Genomic DNA, 18,558 nt, shown 5'->3' on the forward strand with positions numbered 1-18,558 from the left:
GGGCGGAGTCCTGACCCCCGGGCACCGGCGTGAGTCCACGGGCATGGGCGGGCCTTTCAGAGTCTCTGTGACCCTGAAAGGCCCGCCCACAACTCCTGTGCGCCTCAGGCGGCCCGGTACGCCGCCTTCAGCTTGGCCAGCGCCCCGGTCAGATCGCCGGTGAGCAGCAGGTGGTCCGCGTCGGCGAACGGCTTGGACACCGCCGCGGTCGGCTTCCCGCCGGTCCTCTGCTGCACCAGCAGCCTGGCCTGGTCGACGATCGCCTTCCCCGCCGCGGTCCTGTCCAGCCCGGCCTTCTCCGCGACCTGCGCGGCGACCGTGAGCGCGGTGAGAGTCGGTTCGCCGCCGGTCGGAGCCTTCTTCAGCGTGGTCAGTCCCCAGCCGTACGGGAACTGCGGGTCGTACGTCGCGTCGCCGACGTTGATCGGCAGCTGCGACTCGGACTTCGGCCAGGTGACGGGCAGCTGTCCGGTGAAGGCGCGCTTCCCGTACAGCACGTCCGCCACCCCGTCGCCCTCGGTGCCGGGCAGCCACGACGCGACGAGTGCGTCGATGTCGCCGAGCCGGTCGCCGATGAGCTGCGGGCGGCCGGACACGACCAGGACCGCGCACTTCATCGCGGCGCAGACCTTGTCGATCGCGGCCTTGTCGGCGGCGGTGAGCTCCAGGTCGTTGCCGTTGCCGACGTCGCCGATGCCTTCGGCGTACGGGGTCTCGCCGACGACCACGACACCGACGTCGTAGCCGTCCGTGGAGGCGGAGGCGTCCTTGGAGTACGTGGCCGAGGCTGCGTCCTTCTTGATGCCGTCCAGGATCGTCGTACCCGTGGTGATCTTTCCGGACGAACCCTGCCAGCTGACGGTCCAGCCGCCGGCCTGGTTGCCGATGTCGTCGGCGTTGGATCCGGCGACGTACACCTTCTGGGAGGCCTTGAGCGGCAGCACCGCACCGTCGTTCTTCAGCAGGACCTGCGACTTGGCCACCGCCTCACGGGCCACCGCACGATGGGCCGCCGAGCCGACCTGGCCGATGTTCGTGGTGTCCGCGTACGGCTTCTCGAAGAGACCGAGCTGGAACTTCTGGGTCAGGATGCGGGTCACCGCGTCGTCGATCCGGGCCCGGCTGATCCGGCCCGCGGTGACCTCGTCCTGAAGCGTCTTGGTGAAGTCCTGGTACGCCGTCGGAACCATGATCATGTCGAGTCCGGCGTTGATCGACGTACGGACGTCGCTCGCGTAGTCGCCGGGGATCTGGTCGATGGCCTGCCAGTCGCTGATGACGAAGCCCTTGAAGCCCATCCGGTCCTTGAGCACGCCGTTGATCATCTCGGCGTTGGCGTGCATCTTCACCGGGCCCTCGTCGTCGCCGAGGATGTCCAGCGAGGAGTACGACGGCATGACCGTGCCGACACCGCGCTTGACCGCCTCGTCGAACGGGGCGAGGTGGACCGCTTCGAGCTCCTGCCGGGTGACCTTCGTGACGCCCTGGTCGATGGTGTACGAACCGGTGGTGGACGACCCGAATTCCGTACCGCCGTCGCCGACGTAGTGCTTGGCGGTGGCCAGGACCTTGTCGTTGCGGTTCAGGTCCTTGCCGGACGCGCTGCCCTGCATGCCCTGGATGACCGTCTCCATGGACTCGACGAGTGCCGGGTCCTCACCGTACGACTCGTAGGAACGGCCCCAGCGCTCGTCGCGGGTCACGCAGAGGCAGGGCGCGAAGTCCCACGGGATGCCGGTCGCGCGGACCTCGCTCGCGGTGACCGCGCCGGTCGCCTCGGCGAGCTTCGGGTCGCGGCCGGCGCCGATGCCGATGTTGTGCGGCATGATCGTCGAGCCGATGACGTTGTTGTGCCCGTGCACCGCGTCCACGCCGTAGATCAGCGGGATCTGGAAACGGGTCGCCTGCGCCCGGAGTTGGTAGGAGTCGACCATCTTCGCCCAGGCCCCGGGCGTGTTCGGCGTGGGGACGGAGCCGCCGCCGGAGAGCAGCGAGCCGAGGTCGTACGTGGCGATGTCCCCCTGCGACTTCAGCGCGTTGCGCTCGGCCTGGGTCATCTGGCCGGCCTTCTCGGCGGGCGACATCCGGGCGAGGAGGTCGGCGACGCGCTTCTTCACCGGAAGCTTCGGGTCGAGGTACGGGAGGCCGTGGGCGTCGATGACGACCTGCGGGTTCTCCTTCGGCGGCTTGGCGCCGGTCACGGTGAGTTCGAGCGGGATCGTTTCAGCGGACTCCGCGGCGCCGTCCTTCCTGGTGGCGACCGAGATCCGGTGCGAGGTCCCGGACGCGGTGCCGGCCGGGAGGGTGTACGTGCCGCTGACCGGCGTGTAGTCGGTGCCGGCCTCGGCGCTGCCGCCCTTCGTCTCGTACGCGACGGTGACGGGTTCCTCGATCGGTACGGAGCCGGTGGTGGCTACCGAGACATCGATGTCAGCAGTGCCGCCCTCCTTCACCGTGTGGACCGCCGCGTCCGTGATCACGCTCACCTTCAGTGCGGCGTCGGCCTTCCCGTACAGCTCCACCTCGTCCATGGCGAACGAGCCGGGGGCGCCGGTCGGCAGTGTGACGGCGTAGCCCCACATCCGGTCCAGGCCGAGGACCTGGTCGATGCCGCCGACGGGCTGGTAGTCGGTGCGGTACACGAAGTCGGTGAACGGGATCTCGACCTGGTGCCAGCCCTCCCAGTCGTCGGTGAACGACGTGGTCCACAGCTCGGACGCCTCGCCGTTGGCGCCGCCGTCCTTGATCTCGAAGTTGATCCTCTTGCCCGAACCGGGCGGCAGCGGCGCGGTGTTCTGCCCGTACCACCAGAAGCGGATGCCCTTGTGGGCCGACCAGTCGTGGGCGGGCTGGTCGGCGGCGAAGTCGTGGCTGAGTCCGCCGTAACCGCTGATGTTGTACGTGCCTTCGAGGACCTTGGCGCCCTCGGGGGCGTCGGCGCGGTCCTTGAGGGCCAGGGTGGGCGGGTCGTCGGAGTCGCCGCCCCAGGTGAAGATGCCGTCGGCGGGCTGGTTGGCGAACGGGACCTCGCCCTCGAAGCGGTCGACGAGGACAGGTGCCGGGTCGTCCGCGGTCGCCGCGGTGGCGCTCGGGACGGCTCCGGCGAGCAGGCCGGCCAGGACGGTGACGGCGGCGAGCGCCGCTGTCGTCGGTCTGGCCCGGTACCGGCTGTGCCGGCGGGTGCGTGATGGCATTGCGGCTCCTTCGGACACGAATCTTCTGTCGCAGCGGTGCGGTGGGGCTTATGCGTCCCGGGTGAGACGGATGGTGTCGCGGTACCACTCGGCGCTGTCCTTGAGCGTCCGCTCCTGCGTGTCGTAGTCGACGCGGACGATGCCGAACCGCTTGTCGTAGCCGTAGGACCACTCGAAGTTGTCCATCAGCGACCAGGCGAAGTAGCCCCGGACATCGGCTCCTTCGGCGCGGGCGGCGGCCACGGCGGCGATGTGGTCGGCGAGGTAGGTGGTGCGGTCGGCGTCGTGGATCCGGCCGTCCTCGGAGACGGTGTCGTCGAAGGCGGCGCCGTTCTCGGTGATGACGGTCGGGATGCCGTAGTCCTTCTCCAGCCCCACCAGCAGGTCGGTGAGGGCAGTCGGGGTGATCTCCCAGTCCATGGCCGTACGCGGCAGATCGCGCTCCACGCCGCGGGTGACGGGCAGGCCGTCGGCGTCCAGCGGGGAGCCGTCCTCCATGACGCCGGAGAAGAGTGTGCCGCGGTAGAAGTTGACGCCGAGGATGTCGATCGGGGTGGAGATGATCTCCAGGTCGCCTTCCTGGACAGGGAGTCCGACGCCGCGCAGAGCGAGGTCGGCGACGACGTCCTCGGGGTAGGCGCCCTTGACCAGCGGGTCCAGGTAAAGGCGACGACCGAGCCCGTCTGCGCGGCGGCAGGCCTCGGCGTCCTCGTGGCTGTCGGTCTCGGGTGTGGCGGTGCCGAGGTTGAGCGTGATGCCCAGTTCGAGCTCGTTGCCCCGGGCGGCGGCGGTCTCGCGGATGTACTGGGAGGCGAGCCCGTGGCCGAGGAGGAGGTGGTGGACGGCGTGGATCGCCTCGCCGAAGTTCGTACGGCCGGGGGCCTGGCTTCCGTACGCGTATCCGAGCATCGCGGAGCACCAGGGCTCGTTCAGCGTGGTCCAGTGCCTGACCCGGTCGCCGAGCGCGTCGTAGGCGAGGGCGGAATACTCGGCGAAGCGGTAGGCGGTGTCCCGGGCCGGCCAGCCGCCCGCGTCCTCCAGCTCCTGGGGCAGGTCCCAGTGATAGAGCGTGATCCAGGGAGTGATGCCCTTCGATTCCAGCTCGTCGACCAGGCGCTTGTAGAAGTCGAGTCCCTTTGCGTTGGCCGGACCGCGGCCGCCGGGCTGGATGCGCGGCCAGGCGAGCGAGAAGCGGTACGTGTCGACGCCCAGGTCCGCGATCAGCTGCACGTCCTCGGGCATCCGGTGGTAGTGGTCGCAGGCCACATCGCCGTTCTCACCGCGGACGACCATGCCCGGCACCCTGCAGTACGTGTCCCAGATCGACGGGGTTCTGCCGTCCTCGGCGGCCGCTCCCTCGATCTGGTAGGCGGCGGTGGCAACGCCCCAGCGGAAGTCGGCGGGCAGACCGTGGACGGGCTCGGCGGCAATCTCGCGAGCGTATCCCCGGGGGATGACGAGGTTCATGGTTCTCCTGTGGTGTGCGTGGGGTCGCTACGAGCGGGGGGCGGCGGTGGCCGGCGTGGGCTGATGGAGCCAGCAGGCCACCGTGCGGGAGCCGTCCCCGTCCGGTCGGGCCAGGACCGGCACCTGGGTGGCGCACGGGTCGAGCGCCTTGCCGCAGCGGGGGTGGAAGGCGCAGCCGTCCGGCATCGCGGACAGATGCGGGGGCGAGCCGGGGATGCCGGTGAGTTCGCGGCGGGGGCCGTGCAGCGCCGGGAAGGAGTGCAGCAGTCCGTCGCTGTAGGGGTGGCAGGGGTCGCGGTAGATGTCGGAGGCACCGGCCTCCTCGACGATCCGGCCGCCGTACATGATCGCGATCCGGTCCGAGAACTCGATCAGCAGCGAGATGTCGTGGGTGATGAAGACGACGGAGAAGCCCAGCTCCTCGCGGAGCTTGACCAGTTGGCGCAGGATCTGGCGCTGCATGACGACGTCCAGGGCCGTCGTGGGCTCGTCCATGATGACGATCTCGGGCTCCAGCGCGAGCGCCATCGCGATCATCACGCGTTGCCGCATGCCGCCGGAGAGCTGGTGCGGGTAGGCGGAGAGCCGGTCCGCCGAGATGCCGACCAGGGACAGGAGCTCCACCGCGCGTGCGGTGCGTTCGGCCCGCTTCATCTCCGGGCGGTGCGCCTTGAGCACGTCGGTGAGCTGGCTGTGGACCGTGTGCACCGGGTTCAGGGAGTTCATCGCGCCCTGGAAGACGATCGACAGCTCCTGCCAGCGGAAGGCACGCAGCTCGGGGGCGGTCAGGGTCAGCAGGTCGAGCGCTTCGCCGTCGCGCTGGTGGTAGTGGACCTCGCCGCCGGTGATCACTCCGGGCGGGGACAGAAGCCGGGTGACGGCGTACGCCAGGGTGGACTTGCCGGAGCCCGACTCGCCCGCCAGGCCGAGGACTTCGCCGCGGTGCAGGGTGAGGTCGATGTCGCGCAGCGCGTGCACGGCGGCGTCCCCGGTCCCGTAGTCCACGTTCAGGCCGCTGATGGTGAGGACGGGCTCGCTCATGAGCGGGTCTCCTTCTCCGTGGTGCCGGTGCGTGCCACGGGGGTGAAGCCGACCCGCATCCGGACCTTCCGAGACGCCCCCGTCTCCGTACGCAGCCGTGGGTTGACGAACTCGTCGATGCCGAAGTTGATCAGGGCGAGGGACATGCCGAGCAGGGCGATGCAGAGCCCGGCCGGGACGAACCACCACCATGCGCCCTGGGCCAGCGCCTGGTTGGACTGCGCCCAGAACAGGACGGTCCCCCAGTTCCAGTTGGAGATGTCGGCGACGCCGATGAAGGCGAGGGTGATCTCGGAGAGGATCGCGAAGATCACCGTGCCCACGAAGCCGGAGGCGATGACGGCCGTCAGGTTCGGCAGGACCTCGAAGAGGATGATCCGCCAGGTGGACTCGCCGGTGGCGCGGGCCGCTTCGACGTAGTCCCGGCGGCGCAGCGACAGCGTCTGCGCGCGCAGGACGCGCGCCCCCCAGGCCCACGAGGTAAAGGCGATGACGGTGGCGATCAGGAGGTCGCCCGTGTCGGAGACGAAGCTGGCGATGATGATGATCAGCGGCAGTCCCGGGATGACCAGGAAGACGTTGGACAGCACCGAGAGCAGTTCGTCGGCCGTGCCCCCGAGGAAGCCGGCACTGACTCCGATCAGTACGGACAGGATGGTCGCGAAGATCCCGGCGACGAAGCCGACGACCAGAACGCCGCGGGTGCCGACGAGGATCTGCGAGAGGACGTCCTGACCGGTCTGCGTGGTGCCGAACCAGTGTGCTCCGGAAGGCGGTTGGAGCAGTTCGTTGCTCATGGCGTCGGGGTCGTACGGGGCGATCCACGGCCCGACGACGGCGATCAGGACGAAGAAGAGCAGGATGCCGAGCCCGACGACGGTCTTGCGGCCGCGCAGGAACCGGAATCTGCGCTTACTCGGTGCCGGGGTCTCGGTCGTGTCGAGTACGGCGACCTCGGCGGCGGTGACAGCCATGTTCCTAGGCCTCCCTTCGGGTACGGGGGTCGAGGACCATGTAGATCACGTCGGCGAGGAGGTTCGCCGCGAGGACGGAGAGCGTGATGATCAGGAAGACGCCCTGCATCAGCGGGTAGTCCTTGGCGCCCACGCCCTGGAAGAGCTGGTAGCCGATGCCCGGGTAGGAGAAGACCATCTCCACCAGCAGCGTGCCGCCGACGATGAAGCCGAGGGAGAGCGCGAAGCCGGAGATGTTGGGCAGGATCGCGTTGCGTGCCGCGTATCCGAACATCACCCGGCGCTCGGAGAGCCCCTTGGCCTGGGCCACCATGACGTAGTCCTCGCTGGACACCGTCACCATCATGTTCCGCATGCCGAGGATCCAGCCGGCCACCGCGCTGAGCACGATCGTGAGCCCCGGCAGCGCCGCGTGATACAGCGCGCTGGAGATGAACGGCCAGTCGAAGGCGGGCACCAGGGCGCTGTCGTAACCGCCCGCGGCCGGGAACAGCGGCCACTTCACGGCGAACAGCGCGATGGCGATCAGCCCCAGCCAGAAGTACGGGATGGCGGAGATGAAGGTGGTGACGGGCAGCAGGCTGTCCATCCAGGAGCCGCGCCGCCAGCCGGTGAAGACGCCTATGCCGGTACCGAGCACGAAGCTGATCAGGGTGGTGACACCGACGAGCGCGAGCGTCCACGGCAGCGACTGGGCGATCACCTCGCTGACCGGCGTCGGGAAGAAGGTGAAGGACAGCCCGAGGTCGCCGTCGAGCAGATGCGACCAGTAGTCGGTGTACTGCTGCCAGAGCGACTGCTGCTTGTCGAGTCCGAAGAGCGCCTTGAGCGAGGCGATGGCGCTGGTGTCCAACTGGCCCTGGAAGCGGGCCATGAGCGCCTGGACCGGGTCACCCGGCATCATGCGCGGAATCAGGAAGTTGATGGTGATCGCGGCCCACGCGGTGACCAGGTAGAAGGCGAGCCGTTGCAGCAGGTACTTCACTTCGCAGCCTCCTTCTCGTGGTCGCCGACGGTGTCCGTGGTGTCCGCGCCGTCCGCGTACAGCCAGCAGGCGGCCCACTGGCCGTCCGCCAGGTCGAAGCGCGGCGGCAGTTCGGTGCGGCAGCGCTCCATCGCCTTGGGGCAGCGCGGGTGGAAGCGGCAGCCGGCGGGCGGCGCGATGAGCGACGGGGGTTCGCCGCTTCCGGTCTCCTCCTGCTCCTCCTCGGCGACCACCCGGTCCGGGTCGGGTGCCGAAGCGATGAGCAGCTGCGTATAGGGGTGGGCGGGGCGTTGGGTGACGGTCTCGCTGTCGCCGCCCTCGACGATCCGGCCCGCGTACATCACGAGCGTGGTGTCCGCGAAGTACCGGGCGGACGCGATGTCGTGGGTGATGTAGAGGATCGCCAGATGGAGGCGTTCCTTGAGGTCGCGCAGGAGGTTGAGGACGCCGAGCCGGATGGAGACGTCGAGCATCGAGACGGGCTCGTCGGCGAGGAGGACCTTCGGGTCGGCGCCGAGCGCGCGGGCGATGGCGACGCGCTGCCGCTGGCCGCCGGAGAGCTCGTGCGGGAACTTGTCCAGGTACTGCGCGGCGGGTGTCAGCTGCACCCGCTCCAACAGCGCGGCGAGTTCGGCCCCGGTCGCCTCCCGCCCGTGGATCCTCAGCGACCGGGTGAGGTGGTAGCGCACGGTGTGCACCGGGTTGAGCGAGGCGAACGGGTCCTGGAAGATCAGCTGGACCTGTCGGACGTAACTGCGGAAGGACCGGCCACGGCCTGCCTTCACCGCCTTGCCCTCCAGCTGGATCTCACCGTCGGTGAGCGGATACAGCTGGGAGAGCAGCCGGGCGACGGTGGATTTCCCGGAGCCCGACTCCCCCACCAGGGCCGTGACGGTGGAGCGCCGCAGTTGCAGCGAGACATCGTCGACGGCGTGAACGGTGCGGCGATGGCGTGCGACGAGATCGCGGCCGGTGCGGCGGACGGGGAAGTGCTTGGTGACTCCGCGTGCTTCGAGCACGATGTCGTCGGTCTGATCGGTGGTGGTGGTCATGGCCGGTCCGTTTCCCCGTACTACTTGGAGGGCTTGAGCTTCAGCACGATCTGCAGCGCGGAGGGCTGGGTGTGCTGCGGCGGGGCGTACGGGTCGGCCTCGGTGGGCCAGCCCACCCAGTTCTTCGTGGAGTACTCGGCTCCGATGGGCGCGGCGGCCGTCGGGATCATCGGCGCCTGTTCGACCATGATCTTCTGGAGCTTGTTCATGGCCTCGGTACGGGTGGCCTCATCGGTCGCGTTGGCGAAGTCCTTGAGCGCCTGGGTCGCCTCGGGGCTCTTGAAGCGGCCGAAGTTGCCCGTCTGAGAGGCCTTGCCGATGGGCTGGAGGATCGCGCCGTCCATGATGTTCTGGTACATGTCGTACGGGGTGGCACCGCTGTTGGTCCAGTGCAGGGTGGCGTCGAAGTTGCCGTTGGCGACGTCCGCGCCCCAGGCCTCGGCGGTCTGCGTCTTGACCTTCGCCTCGATACCGAGCTGCTTGATGTTGTCCTTGATGATCGAGAGCCCGGTGATGTAGTCGTTCCAGCCGGCCGGGTCGGTGAAGGTGAGCTTGACCGGCTTGCCGCTCGGGTCCTTCAGCACCCCGCCGGAAAGCTTGAACCCGGCGTCGTCGAGGACCTTCTTGGCACCGGCCACATCGGGTGCGGTCGTGGCGCTCTTGTACTCGGGCGCCAGGAACGAGTCACCGGCGGGCAGCGGGATGCCGGTGGGGTTGGTGATCTCCGGGTAGAGCGTCGCCTCGGCCTGGGTGTAGATCGCCTTGCGGTCGACGACCATCGCCATGGCCTTGCGCAGCGCCGGGTTGTCGAACGGCTTGCGGGCGGTGTTGAACCACAGTCCGTGGATGCCGAGGCCCGACGGGAACCACAGCTTGTGGTTCTTGGGGTCCTTGGCGACGTACAGCTGCTTGTAGTTCGGCATGAAGACGAACGACCACTCGACCTTGCCGCTCGCCAGCGCCGTGGTCGCCGCGCTGTTGTCGTTGTACGCGGTGTACCGCAGCTCCTTGACCTTCGTCGCGCCCTTCCAGTACGTGGGCGTCGCGGTCAGCGTGGTGGTCTGCGGGGTGAACGTCTTGAGCTTGTACGGGCCGGAGCCGATCGGGTTCCGGTTGGGCCAGGTCTCCGGGTCCTTGACGCCTTCCCAGATGTGCTTGGGAACGATGAAGGTCTGGATGATCTTGTTCTGGTTGACGTACTGGGAGTTCTTGAAGGTCAGGACGACCTTCTTGCCCTCGACAGCCACCCCGTCGAAGGGGATGCCGTTCCAGTTGAGCGCCGAGTGCGTCTTCAGCAGGTTGAACGTGTACGCGACGTCATCGGCGGTCAGCGGCTTGCCGTCGGCCCACTTCGCCTTGGGGTCGATACTGAAGGTGACCTTGGTGAAATTGGACTCCCACTTCCAGTCGGTCGCCAGCCACGGCTCCGCCTTGTCCGCGGGCTTGATCTGGTTCGTCATCGCCAGCGGCTCGTAGATCATGTAGCGGTAGCCGAGCGTGGCACCCGCCGAGGTGTTCAGGAACGGGTTGCTGTTGTTGGTCTGCGGCCCATCCGGCTTACCCAGGGTCAGCACGCCGGAGGCGGCGCCACCCCCTTTGTTGGCACCCGAGTTGGCGGACGAGCAACCGGCGGCGAGAGCGACCGCGACGGTGGCGAGTGAGAGCGCTCTCAGCGTGTGACGACGGCGTACGGACATGGCGACTCCAGAAGGGACTGCGGGTCTGGGAGATCCGGGAAACGGCGGGTGGGCAGCGCTCGGCACGCCGCGGGTACGGGCGGTGCGGAGTGATGCGGTGCGCGGAGGTGCCGTGGCGCTGGGTGATGCGGTGCGCGGGGAGGCGCGGAGGCGGGAGGGGGGTGCGGGCGGCCGGAAAGGGATCCCGGCCGGACCGCTACGGCGCCGAGTGGCGCACGACCAGTTCGGTGGGGAGCACGACCGGTTCGTCCGGAACGGCCGTGCCACCCAGATGGGAGAGCAGCAACCGCGCCGCCGCCTCACCCATCTGCCGAGTGGGCTGGCGCACGGTGGTCAGTGGCGGTTCGGTGTGCTCGGCCATCGGGATGTCGTCGAAGCCGACCACCGCGATGTCGTCGGGCACGGACCGTCCGGCCGCGCGCAACGCCCGCAGCACGCCTGCCGCACTGATGTCGTTGTGCGCGAAGACCGAGTCGAACTCCACGCCGTCGGCCAGGAGTTGCTCCACGACCTGGCGGCCGCACCGTTCGGTGAAGTCCCCCTGGACGACGAGATCGGTGGGCAGAACCGTACGGAATCCGTCCAGCCGGTCGCGTACACAGCCGAATTGCTGGGGGCCCGTGAGGACCAGGGGCCTGGTGCGTCCTGCGGCCAGCAGATGGCGGGCAGCGGACGCGCCTCCTTCACGATTGGTGGTCACGACGGAGGGGAACTCGGGGTGGTGGCCGCGGTCGTCGATCAGCACGATCGGCAGACCACCGCGGTGCAGTGCGGTGAGGTGATCGAGGGTGTTCTCGGGTTCGACGACGACGAGTCCGTCGAAGGCGCGCGCCGACACCTGACTGGTGAAGCGCTCCACCGATTCCGCACCCCGGTTGCAGGTGAAAAGCAGCAGCCCGTAGTCGGCCGCTTCGACGGTGTCGACCACACCCTGGAGCACTTCGCCCATCCACGGCCAGGTGAGCGAGGGCACCAGCATGCCGACTGTACGGCTGCTGCCGCGGGCCAGTCCGACGGCGCCCGAGCTGGGTACGTAACCCAGCTGTGCGATCACTTCACGAACGCGGGCGGCCGTGGAACCGTCCACTTCGCCCTTGGTGTTGATGACCCGGGACACGGTCGTCTTGCTGACGCCGGCCTCGCGGGCGACATCGGCGATGGTGACTCGCATCGGGGACCTCCAGGGCAAGGCATGACAGGGAGCTGAAACCGGTACCGCAACCGGTTCCGGAACCGGTACCGGCGTTGCGGCGTGAGTTAACCGCGCTGGAACAGTGCCGTCAATACTTCACACCGAGATTGGTCCGGACCCATCTCCCAAGCAGGCGCGACGTGTTGTGTCTTCAAGTTTTGAACACGCGCCCCCTTGACGTGTGCCCGTGGCAGCAGTTACCCCTGATTCTTGCGAGGAGACGCAGCCGTTCACACCCGGAAGGAATCGCATCACGTGGTGGTGCGCAGCGTCACGGCGGCTTCCCGCCGGGTGCGGAGCTCCCGTGGCGCCCCGGCAGAGCAGGGAAAACGAACGGGTGTGCGTCGGCGTCGCGGGTGGGAGTGAAGGTGTGCGAAGTCCGCCTACATCGGGGCAGCGGATCAGCTCAAGACGCTGGCTCAGTACCGCAGGGGCGAGTCCGATCTCGTACAGCGGGGCGGGAAGTGGTTCCTGATCGCCACCTGCGACCTCCCTGAGCCCGAAGAGTTCGAACCGGTCGACTGGATCGGTGTGGACCGGGGCATTGTCAACCTCGCCACCACGTCAGACGGCACCAACTACCAGGGCCGCCGTCTGACCCGCTACCGCCGGTGGCAGGCCCGCAAACGCACCGAACTCCAGGTCAAGCAGACCCGGTCGGCCATCCGCCGCCTCGCCCGGCGGAGCAAGAAGGAACACCGTCATGCCACCCATCTGAACCACAGGATCAGCAAGGAGATCGTGTCCGTCGCGCAACGCACCGGTCGCGGGATCCCGCGACCGGGTACGGCTTCGCCGCGACCAGCGGGGCACGCTCTCCTCGTGGCCGTTCCACCAGCTCGGGCAGCACCTTGCCTACAAAGCTCGACGGGCCGGGGTGCCGTTCCTTGAGGTGGATGCGACGTACACATCGCAGCGCTGCCCGCGCTGCGGGCACACCGAGCGGGCCAACCGGCCCACCCGGGACCGTTTCAGTTGTCGTCGGTGCGGCCTCGCTGGACCCGCCGATGTCGTCGCCGGGGTCAACGTGCGCAACCGCGCACGCTCGGCGTGGGTGTTTGTCACCGCACCCGTCCCCGTACCAGCCTGACCAGGCCGGTACAACGCCTCGACGGGTGACGTCGTCAACACAGCGGCGGACACGTGTCTGGACATCACCGACCAGTCGACGGCGAACGGGGCGCGCGCCCAGATCTGGACGTGCACCGGAGCGGCCGATCAGAAGTGGCATCTCCAGTATGTGAACGAACCGGTCCGGGGCGGGCCCACGGCGACCATGCCGTGGGCCCGCCCCGGACCGCCGTGCAGCCCTGTGGGACCGCCCCGGACCCGGGAACTACTCCGTGGGCTCGACCCCGGCCCGCAGCAGACCGTAGGTGTACGCGTCCTCCAGCGCCTGCCAGGACGCGGCGATGACGTTCTCCGCGACGCCGACGGTCGCCCAGTCACCGGTGCCGTCGCCCGTGGTGATCAGCACGCGGGTGGTGGACTCGGTGCCGGTGCGGCCCTCCAGGATGCGGACCTTGTAGTCGACCAGCTCCAGCTTGGCGAGCTGCGGGTAGATCCGCTCCAGGCCGACGCGCAGCGCCCGGTCGAGGGCGTTGACCGGGCCGTTGCCCTCGGCGGTGGCGACGATCCGCTCGCCCTTCGCCCAGAGCTTCACGGTCGCCTCGTTGGCGTGCGTGCCGTCGGGTCGGTCCTCGACGATCGCTCGCCAGGACTCCGTACGGAAGTAGCGGCGTACCCGGCCCTCGGCCTCGGCGCGCAGCAGCAGCTCGAAGGAGGCGTCCGCGGCTTCGTACGTGTAGCCCTTGAGCTCGCGCTCCTTGACCCGCTCCACGACCCGGCCGACGAGCTCGCGGTTGCCCCCGAGGTCGATGCCGAGCTCCTTGCCCTTGAGCTCGATGGAGGCGCGGCCCGCCATGTCGGAGACGAGCATCCGCATGGTGTTGCCGACGAGCGCCGGATCGATGTGCTGGTAGAGGTCGGGGTCGACCTTGATGGCGGAGGCGTGCAGTCCGGCCTTGTGGGCGAAGGCGGAAACACCCACATAGGGCTGGTGGGTGGAGGGTGTGAGGTTGACGACTTCGGCGATGGCGTGCGAGATACGGGTCATCTCGGCGAGTGCGCCCTCGGGGAGGACGCTCTTGCCGTACTTGAGTTCCAGGGCGGCGACGACGGGGAAGAGGTTGGCGTTGCCGACCCGCTCGCCGTACCCGTTGGCGGTGCACTGGACGTGCGTGGCGCCGGCGTCGACGGCGGCCAGGGTGTTGGCGACGGCGCAGCCGGTGTCGTCCTGGGCGTGGATGCCGAGCCGGGCGCCGGTGTCCGCGAGGACGGTGGAGACGACGGCCTGGACCTGGGCGGGGAGCATCCCGCCGTTGGTGTCGCAGAGGATGACGACGTCGGCGCCGGCCCCGTGGGCGGCCCGGACGACGTCCTTGGCGTACTCGGGGTTGGCACGGTAGCCGTCGAAGAAGTGCTCGCAGTCGACGAAGACCCGGCGGCCCTGTTCGCGCAGGTAGGAGACGGTGTCGCGGACCATCTCCAGGTTCTCTTCGAGGGTGGTGCGCAGGGCGAGTTCCACATGCCGGTCGTGCGACTTGGCGACCAGTGTGATCACCGAGGCTCCGGACTCCAGCAGCGCCTTGACCTGGGGGTCCTCCGACGCCTTGGCTCCGGCCCTGCGGGTCGCGCCGAAGGCGACCAGCTCGGCGTTCTTGAACTCGATCTCCTGCTGGGCCCGGGCGAAGAACTCCGTGTCGCGGGGGTTGGCGCCGGGCCAGCCGCCCTCGATGAAGCCCACGCCGAAGTCGTCCAGGTGCCGGGCAATGGTCAGCTTGTCGGCGACCGTCAGGTTGATGCCTTCACGCTGTGCACCGTCGCGCAGTGTGGTGTCGAAGACATGGAAGCTGTCGTCGGTGGGCTTGGCCTTGGTGGTCATGCTGGTCTGACTCCTGTCGGATGAGTGGATCCGGAACCTTGGGCTCCACTTGCCCCCATCATCCCGCGCGCGCATCGCCCCGGCCGAGGTGAGGGCCGGAAAACGAAAAAACCCCTCGCGGGTGCGAGAGGTCTGCGCGCGGGTCTGGGGCACGGTGCCGCTCCGTACGTGGTGGTACGAAACGGTCACTGCGGACCGGCGCGCCTGTTGCCAATAATCATGACGAACGAGGACACGGAGGCAGTCTCGCACAGCGCTGCCCCCGTGCCGTCGGCCGTCTCAGGATGCGGGCGTGACGCTCGTCGCTCCGGCCGGCTCCGTCCGCCCGTCCTGGGGAGCCACCGTGCCGACCCGGCCCAGGTCGATGTCGCGGGTCTCGCGCATCGTCAGGTAGACGACCAGGGAGACCGCGGCGCAGCCCGCCACGTACCAGTAGAACCCGGACTCCATGCCGGCCTTCTTGAACCAGAGCGCCACGTATTCGGCGGTGCCGCCGAAGAGGGCGTTGGCGAGGGCGTACGGGAGGGCGACGCCCAGCGCGCGGATGCCGGTCGGGAAGAGCTCGGCCTTCACGCAGGCGTTGATCGAGGTGTAGCCCGTGACCACGACCAGGGCGAGCAGCGCCAGCCCGAACGCGGGCCAGAAGGTGCCCGCACGCTTCAGCATGGTCATGATCGGCACGGTCAGGAAGGTCGAGCCGACCGCGAACGTGATCAGCAGCGGGCGGCGGCCGATCCGGTCGGACAGCATGCCCGCGAGCGGCTGGATGCACATGAAGACGAACAGGGCGCAGAAGCTGACGAGCGAGGCCGTGGACTTCTCCATGCCCGCGCTCTTCGAGAGGAACTTGGTGAGGTAGGTCGTGTACGTGTAGTACGCGACGGTCCCGCCCATGGTCAGCGCCATCACCAGGAACGCCTCGCGCTTGTGCTGCCACAGCGCCCTGAGCGTGCCGCGGTCCTCCTGGTCGGCGGCGCCCGACTCCGCGTACACCTCGGTCTCCAGCATGGAGCGGCGCAGATAGAAGACGACGGCCGCGCCGAGCGCCCCGACGATGAACGGGATGCGCCAGCCCCAACTGTGCAGGGCCGCATCGGACATGGTGCGCTGCAGGACGATCTGGAGACCGAGGCCGACGAGCTGCCCGGCGGTCATGGACACGTACTGGAAGCTGGAGGCGAAGCCGCGTCGGCGGGGTGCGGACGCCTCGGTGAGGTACGTGGCGCTGGCGGCGTACTCGCCGCCGACGGAGAGGCCCTGGAGAAGCCGGGCCACGAGCAGGACGGCGACGCCGCCGTAGCCCGCCACGGCGTACGTCGGCGCGACGGCGATGAGGATCGCCGAGGCCGACATGAGGGTGACGGTGAGCGTCAGCGCGGCCTTGCGCCCTCTGCGGTCACCGATCCGGCCGAGCATCCAGCCGCCGACCGGCCGCATGAAGAAGCCGACGGCGAAGATGCCCATGGTGTTCATGAGATTGGCGGTCTCATTGCCTTCGGGGAAGAACAAGTCCGCGAAATAGACCGCGAAGGTCGCGTACACGAACCAGTCGAACCATTCGACCATGTTGCCGGCGGAGCCGACCCAGATCTTCTTCCATTGCTCTCGTCCCATGGTCCGTCACCGTGCCGCACCGGCCGGGAACGTAACAACCGTGCAGGGGGCAACGATCGCGCGTACATACGTGCGTTTCGTTCACGGCCGGGGGAACGGAGGCTTCGGCACGGGCAGTCCGCCGCACCCGATCGGCGTCGGCGTGCGGCCGGCCGGGCTCGCGCCGATGCGGAACCGGCTGTCGCCGGGGTGGCGATCAGAGGTCACCCGACAGGCTCTCAGCCGAGCGCCTCGTCCAGGAACTCCCGTACGTGAGCGAGGATCCCGCCCCGGTCGGTGCCCGGCAGGCCGATCGCCACATGGATGCTGAACCCGTCGAGCAGGGCGCGCAGCCGGGTCGCGAACCGATCCGCGTCCACGGCCCGGAACTCCCCGCGCGATACACCTTCCGCCAGCAGCGCCACGAGGTCCCGGTGCCAGGCCCCCTCGATCGCGACCTGCCGGGCGCGCGCGTCGGCGTCGGCGTTCTGCGAGCGGTTCCAGACCTCCAGCCAGAGCGTCCAGTGCGGGTCGCGGTGGCCGTCGGGGATGTACAGATCGACGTACGCGTCGAGCCGCTCGCGGACGGGTGTCTGCCGGGCCAGCAACTCCCGCCGCTCGGCGCCGAGCCGTCCCTCGCTCCACTCCAGGGTCTGCAGGAGCAGCTCGTCCTTGGTGCGGAAGTAGTAGAGGAGATGACCGCTGCTCATGGAGACGTCACGGCCGAGCCCGGCCATGGTGAGCCCGTCGAGCCCACGCTCGGCGATGGTGGCCATGGCGGCGGCCAGCACCTCCTCGCGGGGCGGGGCGGTGTTGCGGCGGCGCGGGGCGGGGGTCATCGGGCGGCTCCCCGGGTCCATCCGTCCGACGCGAGCAGCGCCCGCAACTCGGCGACGGCGCCCGGCGGAGGTGTGCGGATCGCGGCCACGTCGCTCCGGACCGTCCGCGGGTCCATGTCGTAGGCCGCGGACAGCACCGTGCCGAGATCGTCGTCGGTAAGCAGCTCCGCGAGGATCGCCAGCAGCGGGAGATACTGCTCGTCCTCGACCGTCAGACCAGGCAGGAGCAGACGCAACTGCCTGGTCATGCCCAGAAGTTCGGGCACGGTCTCCATCCAGCCCCGGCTGCTGCGCACCTCTTCGGCCGTCTCTTCCATGAACCAGGTCATGACAGCGTACGGAATGTCCCGGTGCCCGGTCTGCTCGTCGAAGCAGACCGTGGGCGTGCGGTCCGGGTCCTCGTCCGGGACGATCGCGGTGAGGAAGGTGCGGCCGGGAGGGTCCGTCTCGGCGAGCTCCAGGTACCACGCGTCGTCCGGCACCGAGTAGAAGCGCTCGATCGCATAACCCTGTCCGGCGTGCTGGTAGGTGCTCGGCATGGATCAGACCTCAGGTTGCTGCTGTGTGATGCAGTGGATGCCTCCACCACCGGCAAAGATCGTACGTGCGTCGACCAGGGTCACGGTCCGTTCGGGGTGGAGACGGCGGAAAATGCCTGCCGCGATCTCGTCACGGGGGTCGTCGAAGCCACACAGCACCACGCCACCGTTGCAGACATAGTGGTTGATGTACGAGTAGTCGACCCAGTGACCGTCCTCGCCCTGCACCACGGTCGGGGCAGGGACCTCGACGACCTCCAGGGGACGCCCCTGAGCGTCGGTCTGGGCCCTGAGCATGGCCACGTTCTCCTTGCAGAGCTCGTGGTCGGGGTGGGACGGGTCCGGCTGGGTGTGGACGACGACGACTCCGGGGCCGGCGAACGCGGCGACGATGTCGACATGGCCGAGCGTGCCGAAGCCGTGGGGCGGGTAGTCACCGGTCAGGCCGCGCTTCAGCCAGATCGCCTTCGTGGTGCCGAGCTTGGCGTGGATCTCGGCCTCGACCTCCTCCTTGGTCCAGCCCGGGTTGCGCTCGGAACCGAGCTGGACGGTCTCGGTGAGGAGGACGGTGCCTTCGCCGTCCACGTGGATGCCGCCGCCCTCGTTGACGAGAGACGAGCTGTGCACGGGGACCCCCGCGAGATCCGCGACATGGCGGGCGATCTTCGCGTCGTGTTCCCAGGTCGCCCAGTCCTGTGCGCCCCAGCCGTTGAACACCCAGTCCACGGCGGCCAGTTGGGTGCCGTCCGTGACGAAGGTCGGACCGATGTCGCGCATCCAGGCGTCGTCCAGCTCGCGCTCGACCAGGTCGATGTCCGGGCCGAGGAGGGCGCGGGCGCCCTCCGACTGGCCCGGCCCGACGACCATGGTCACCGGCTCGAAACGGCGTACGGCCCGGGCCACCGAGGCCCACGCCTCGCGGGACTCGGCAAGGTCGTCACCGGTGAACGTGACGTTGGGGCCCGGCCACGCCATCCAGGTGCGCTCGTGCGGGGCCCACTCGGGCGGCATACGGAAGGTCATGTCGTTGGACTCCTCAAG

General features: G+C 68.9%; 15 protein-coding genes and 1 pseudogene. 3 read left to right on the plus strand and 13 right to left on the minus strand.

Annotated features, from left to right (window positions below; translation table 11 throughout):
• Positions 1 to 104 precede the first annotated feature (104 nt).
• From OG972_RS12875 to OG972_RS12910, 8 genes are all read right to left on the minus strand, one after another.
• The gene (locus OG972_RS12875) at positions 105 to 3,194 is read right to left on the minus strand and encodes a glycoside hydrolase family 3 N-terminal domain-containing protein (protein WP_266981151.1); all 3,090 of its coding nucleotides are present in this window, start codon (positions 3,192 to 3,194) and stop codon (positions 105 to 107) included.
• A gap of 48 nt (positions 3,195 to 3,242) precedes the next feature.
• On the minus strand, positions 3,243 to 4,661 hold the full coding sequence (locus OG972_RS12880; RefSeq protein ID WP_266981152.1) for a GH1 family beta-glucosidase: 1,419 nt from the start codon (positions 4,659 to 4,661) through the stop codon (positions 3,243 to 3,245).
• Between the two features lie 27 nt (positions 4,662 to 4,688).
• The gene (locus OG972_RS12885; RefSeq protein ID WP_266981153.1) at positions 4,689 to 5,702 is read right to left on the minus strand and encodes an ABC transporter ATP-binding protein; all 1,014 of its coding nucleotides are present in this window, start codon (positions 5,700 to 5,702) and stop codon (positions 4,689 to 4,691) included.
• The gene (locus OG972_RS12890) at positions 5,699 to 6,676 is read right to left on the minus strand and encodes an ABC transporter permease (RefSeq protein ID WP_266981155.1); all 978 of its coding nucleotides are present in this window, start codon (positions 6,674 to 6,676) and stop codon (positions 5,699 to 5,701) included. Before OG972_RS12890 ends, OG972_RS12885 begins: the two co-directional genes overlap by 4 nt.
• Before the next feature lie 4 nt (positions 6,677 to 6,680).
• Positions 6,681 to 7,661 carry an ABC transporter permease gene (locus OG972_RS12895; RefSeq protein ID WP_266981156.1) on the minus strand — a complete coding sequence of 327 codons (981 nt, stop codon included), beginning with the start codon at positions 7,659 to 7,661 and terminating at the stop codon, positions 6,681 to 6,683.
• Positions 7,658 to 8,713, minus strand: a complete 1,056-nt coding sequence (locus tag OG972_RS12900) for an ABC transporter ATP-binding protein (RefSeq protein WP_266981158.1) — start codon at positions 8,711 to 8,713, stop codon at positions 7,658 to 7,660. The genes OG972_RS12895 and OG972_RS12900 overlap by 4 nt, the downstream gene beginning before the upstream one ends.
• A gap of 20 nt (positions 8,714 to 8,733) precedes the next feature.
• The gene (locus OG972_RS12905) at positions 8,734 to 10,410 is read right to left on the minus strand and encodes an ABC transporter substrate-binding protein (RefSeq protein ID WP_266981160.1); all 1,677 of its coding nucleotides are present in this window, start codon (positions 10,408 to 10,410) and stop codon (positions 8,734 to 8,736) included.
• A 196-nt stretch (positions 10,411 to 10,606) separates the two neighbouring features.
• Positions 10,607 to 11,581 carry a LacI family DNA-binding transcriptional regulator gene (locus tag OG972_RS12910; protein ID WP_266981162.1) on the minus strand — a complete coding sequence of 325 codons (975 nt, stop codon included), beginning with the start codon at positions 11,579 to 11,581 and terminating at the stop codon, positions 10,607 to 10,609.
• Positions 11,582 to 12,133: 552 nt separating this feature from the next.
• Here OG972_RS12910 and OG972_RS12915 point away from each other — a divergent pair.
• The 3 genes and pseudogenes from OG972_RS12915 to OG972_RS12925 form a co-directional block, all read left to right on the plus strand.
• Entirely contained in the window at positions 12,134 to 12,493 is a 360-nt protein-coding gene (locus tag OG972_RS12915; RefSeq protein WP_266981164.1) for a transposase, read from the plus strand.
• Entirely contained in the window at positions 12,480 to 12,692 is a 213-nt protein-coding gene (locus OG972_RS12920) for a zinc ribbon domain-containing protein (protein WP_266981166.1), read from the plus strand. The genes OG972_RS12915 and OG972_RS12920 overlap by 14 nt, the downstream gene beginning before the upstream one ends.
• A 9-nt stretch (positions 12,693 to 12,701) precedes the next feature.
• Positions 12,702 to 12,839: pseudogene (locus OG972_RS12925) on the plus strand (RICIN domain-containing protein); the annotation flags it as partial.
• Between the two features lie 99 nt (positions 12,840 to 12,938).
• Here OG972_RS12925 and cimA read toward each other — a convergent pair.
• From cimA to OG972_RS12950, 5 genes are all read right to left on the minus strand, one after another.
• Complete coding sequence (gene cimA / locus OG972_RS12930; RefSeq protein ID WP_266981168.1) at positions 12,939 to 14,546, minus strand: citramalate synthase; 1,608 nt, start codon at positions 14,544 to 14,546, stop codon at positions 12,939 to 12,941.
• A gap of 279 nt (positions 14,547 to 14,825) precedes the next feature.
• On the minus strand, positions 14,826 to 16,160 hold the full coding sequence (locus OG972_RS12935) for an MFS transporter (protein WP_266981170.1): 1,335 nt from the start codon (positions 16,158 to 16,160) through the stop codon (positions 14,826 to 14,828).
• Between the two features lie 218 nt (positions 16,161 to 16,378).
• Entirely contained in the window at positions 16,379 to 16,978 is a 600-nt protein-coding gene (locus tag OG972_RS12940) for a TetR/AcrR family transcriptional regulator (protein ID WP_266981172.1), read from the minus strand.
• Complete coding sequence (locus tag OG972_RS12945; RefSeq protein ID WP_266981174.1) at positions 16,975 to 17,517, minus strand: hypothetical protein; 543 nt, start codon at positions 17,515 to 17,517, stop codon at positions 16,975 to 16,977. The genes OG972_RS12940 and OG972_RS12945 overlap by 4 nt, the downstream gene beginning before the upstream one ends.
• Before the next feature lie 3 nt (positions 17,518 to 17,520).
• On the minus strand, positions 17,521 to 18,540 hold the full coding sequence (locus OG972_RS12950; RefSeq protein WP_266981176.1) for an agmatine/peptidylarginine deiminase: 1,020 nt from the start codon (positions 18,538 to 18,540) through the stop codon (positions 17,521 to 17,523).
• Positions 18,541 to 18,558: the final 18 nt, after the last annotated feature.

Origin of the sequence: Streptomyces sp. NBC_01669, assembly GCF_026339735.1 — a bacterium.
Lineage (GTDB): Bacteria > Actinomycetota > Actinomycetes > Streptomycetales > Streptomycetaceae > Streptomyces > Streptomyces yanii.

What these genes read in the sequence shown, in the direction of transcription:
- OG972_RS12875 (WP_266981151.1), bottom strand. Translation starts at nt 3,194, where the DNA reads ATGCCATCACGCACCCGCCGGCACAGCCGGTACCGGGCCAGACCGACG.
- OG972_RS12880 (WP_266981152.1), bottom strand. Translation starts at nt 4,661, where the DNA reads ATGAACCTCGTCATCCCCCGGGGATACGCTCGCGAGATTGCCGCCGAG.
- OG972_RS12885 (WP_266981153.1), bottom strand. Translation starts at nt 5,702, where the DNA reads ATGAGCGAGCCCGTCCTCACCATCAGCGGCCTGAACGTGGACTACGGG.
- OG972_RS12890 (WP_266981155.1), bottom strand. Translation starts at nt 6,676, where the DNA reads ATGGCTGTCACCGCCGCCGAGGTCGCCGTACTCGACACGACCGAGACC.
- OG972_RS12900 (WP_266981158.1), bottom strand. Translation starts at nt 8,713, where the DNA reads ATGACCACCACCACCGATCAGACCGACGACATCGTGCTCGAAGCACGC.
- OG972_RS12905 (WP_266981160.1), bottom strand. Translation starts at nt 10,410, where the DNA reads ATGTCCGTACGCCGTCGTCACACGCTGAGAGCGCTCTCACTCGCCACC.
- OG972_RS12910 (WP_266981162.1), bottom strand. Translation starts at nt 11,581, where the DNA reads ATGCGAGTCACCATCGCCGATGTCGCCCGCGAGGCCGGCGTCAGCAAG.
- cimA (WP_266981168.1), bottom strand. Translation starts at nt 14,546, where the DNA reads ATGACCACCAAGGCCAAGCCCACCGACGACAGCTTCCATGTCTTCGAC.
- OG972_RS12935 (WP_266981170.1), bottom strand. Translation starts at nt 16,160, where the DNA reads ATGGGACGAGAGCAATGGAAGAAGATCTGGGTCGGCTCCGCCGGCAAC.
- OG972_RS12940 (WP_266981172.1), bottom strand. Translation starts at nt 16,978, where the DNA reads ATGACCCCCGCCCCGCGCCGCCGCAACACCGCCCCGCCCCGCGAGGAG.
- OG972_RS12945 (WP_266981174.1), bottom strand. Translation starts at nt 17,517, where the DNA reads ATGCCGAGCACCTACCAGCACGCCGGACAGGGTTATGCGATCGAGCGC.
- OG972_RS12950 (WP_266981176.1), bottom strand. Translation starts at nt 18,540, where the DNA reads ATGACCTTCCGTATGCCGCCCGAGTGGGCCCCGCACGAGCGCACCTGG.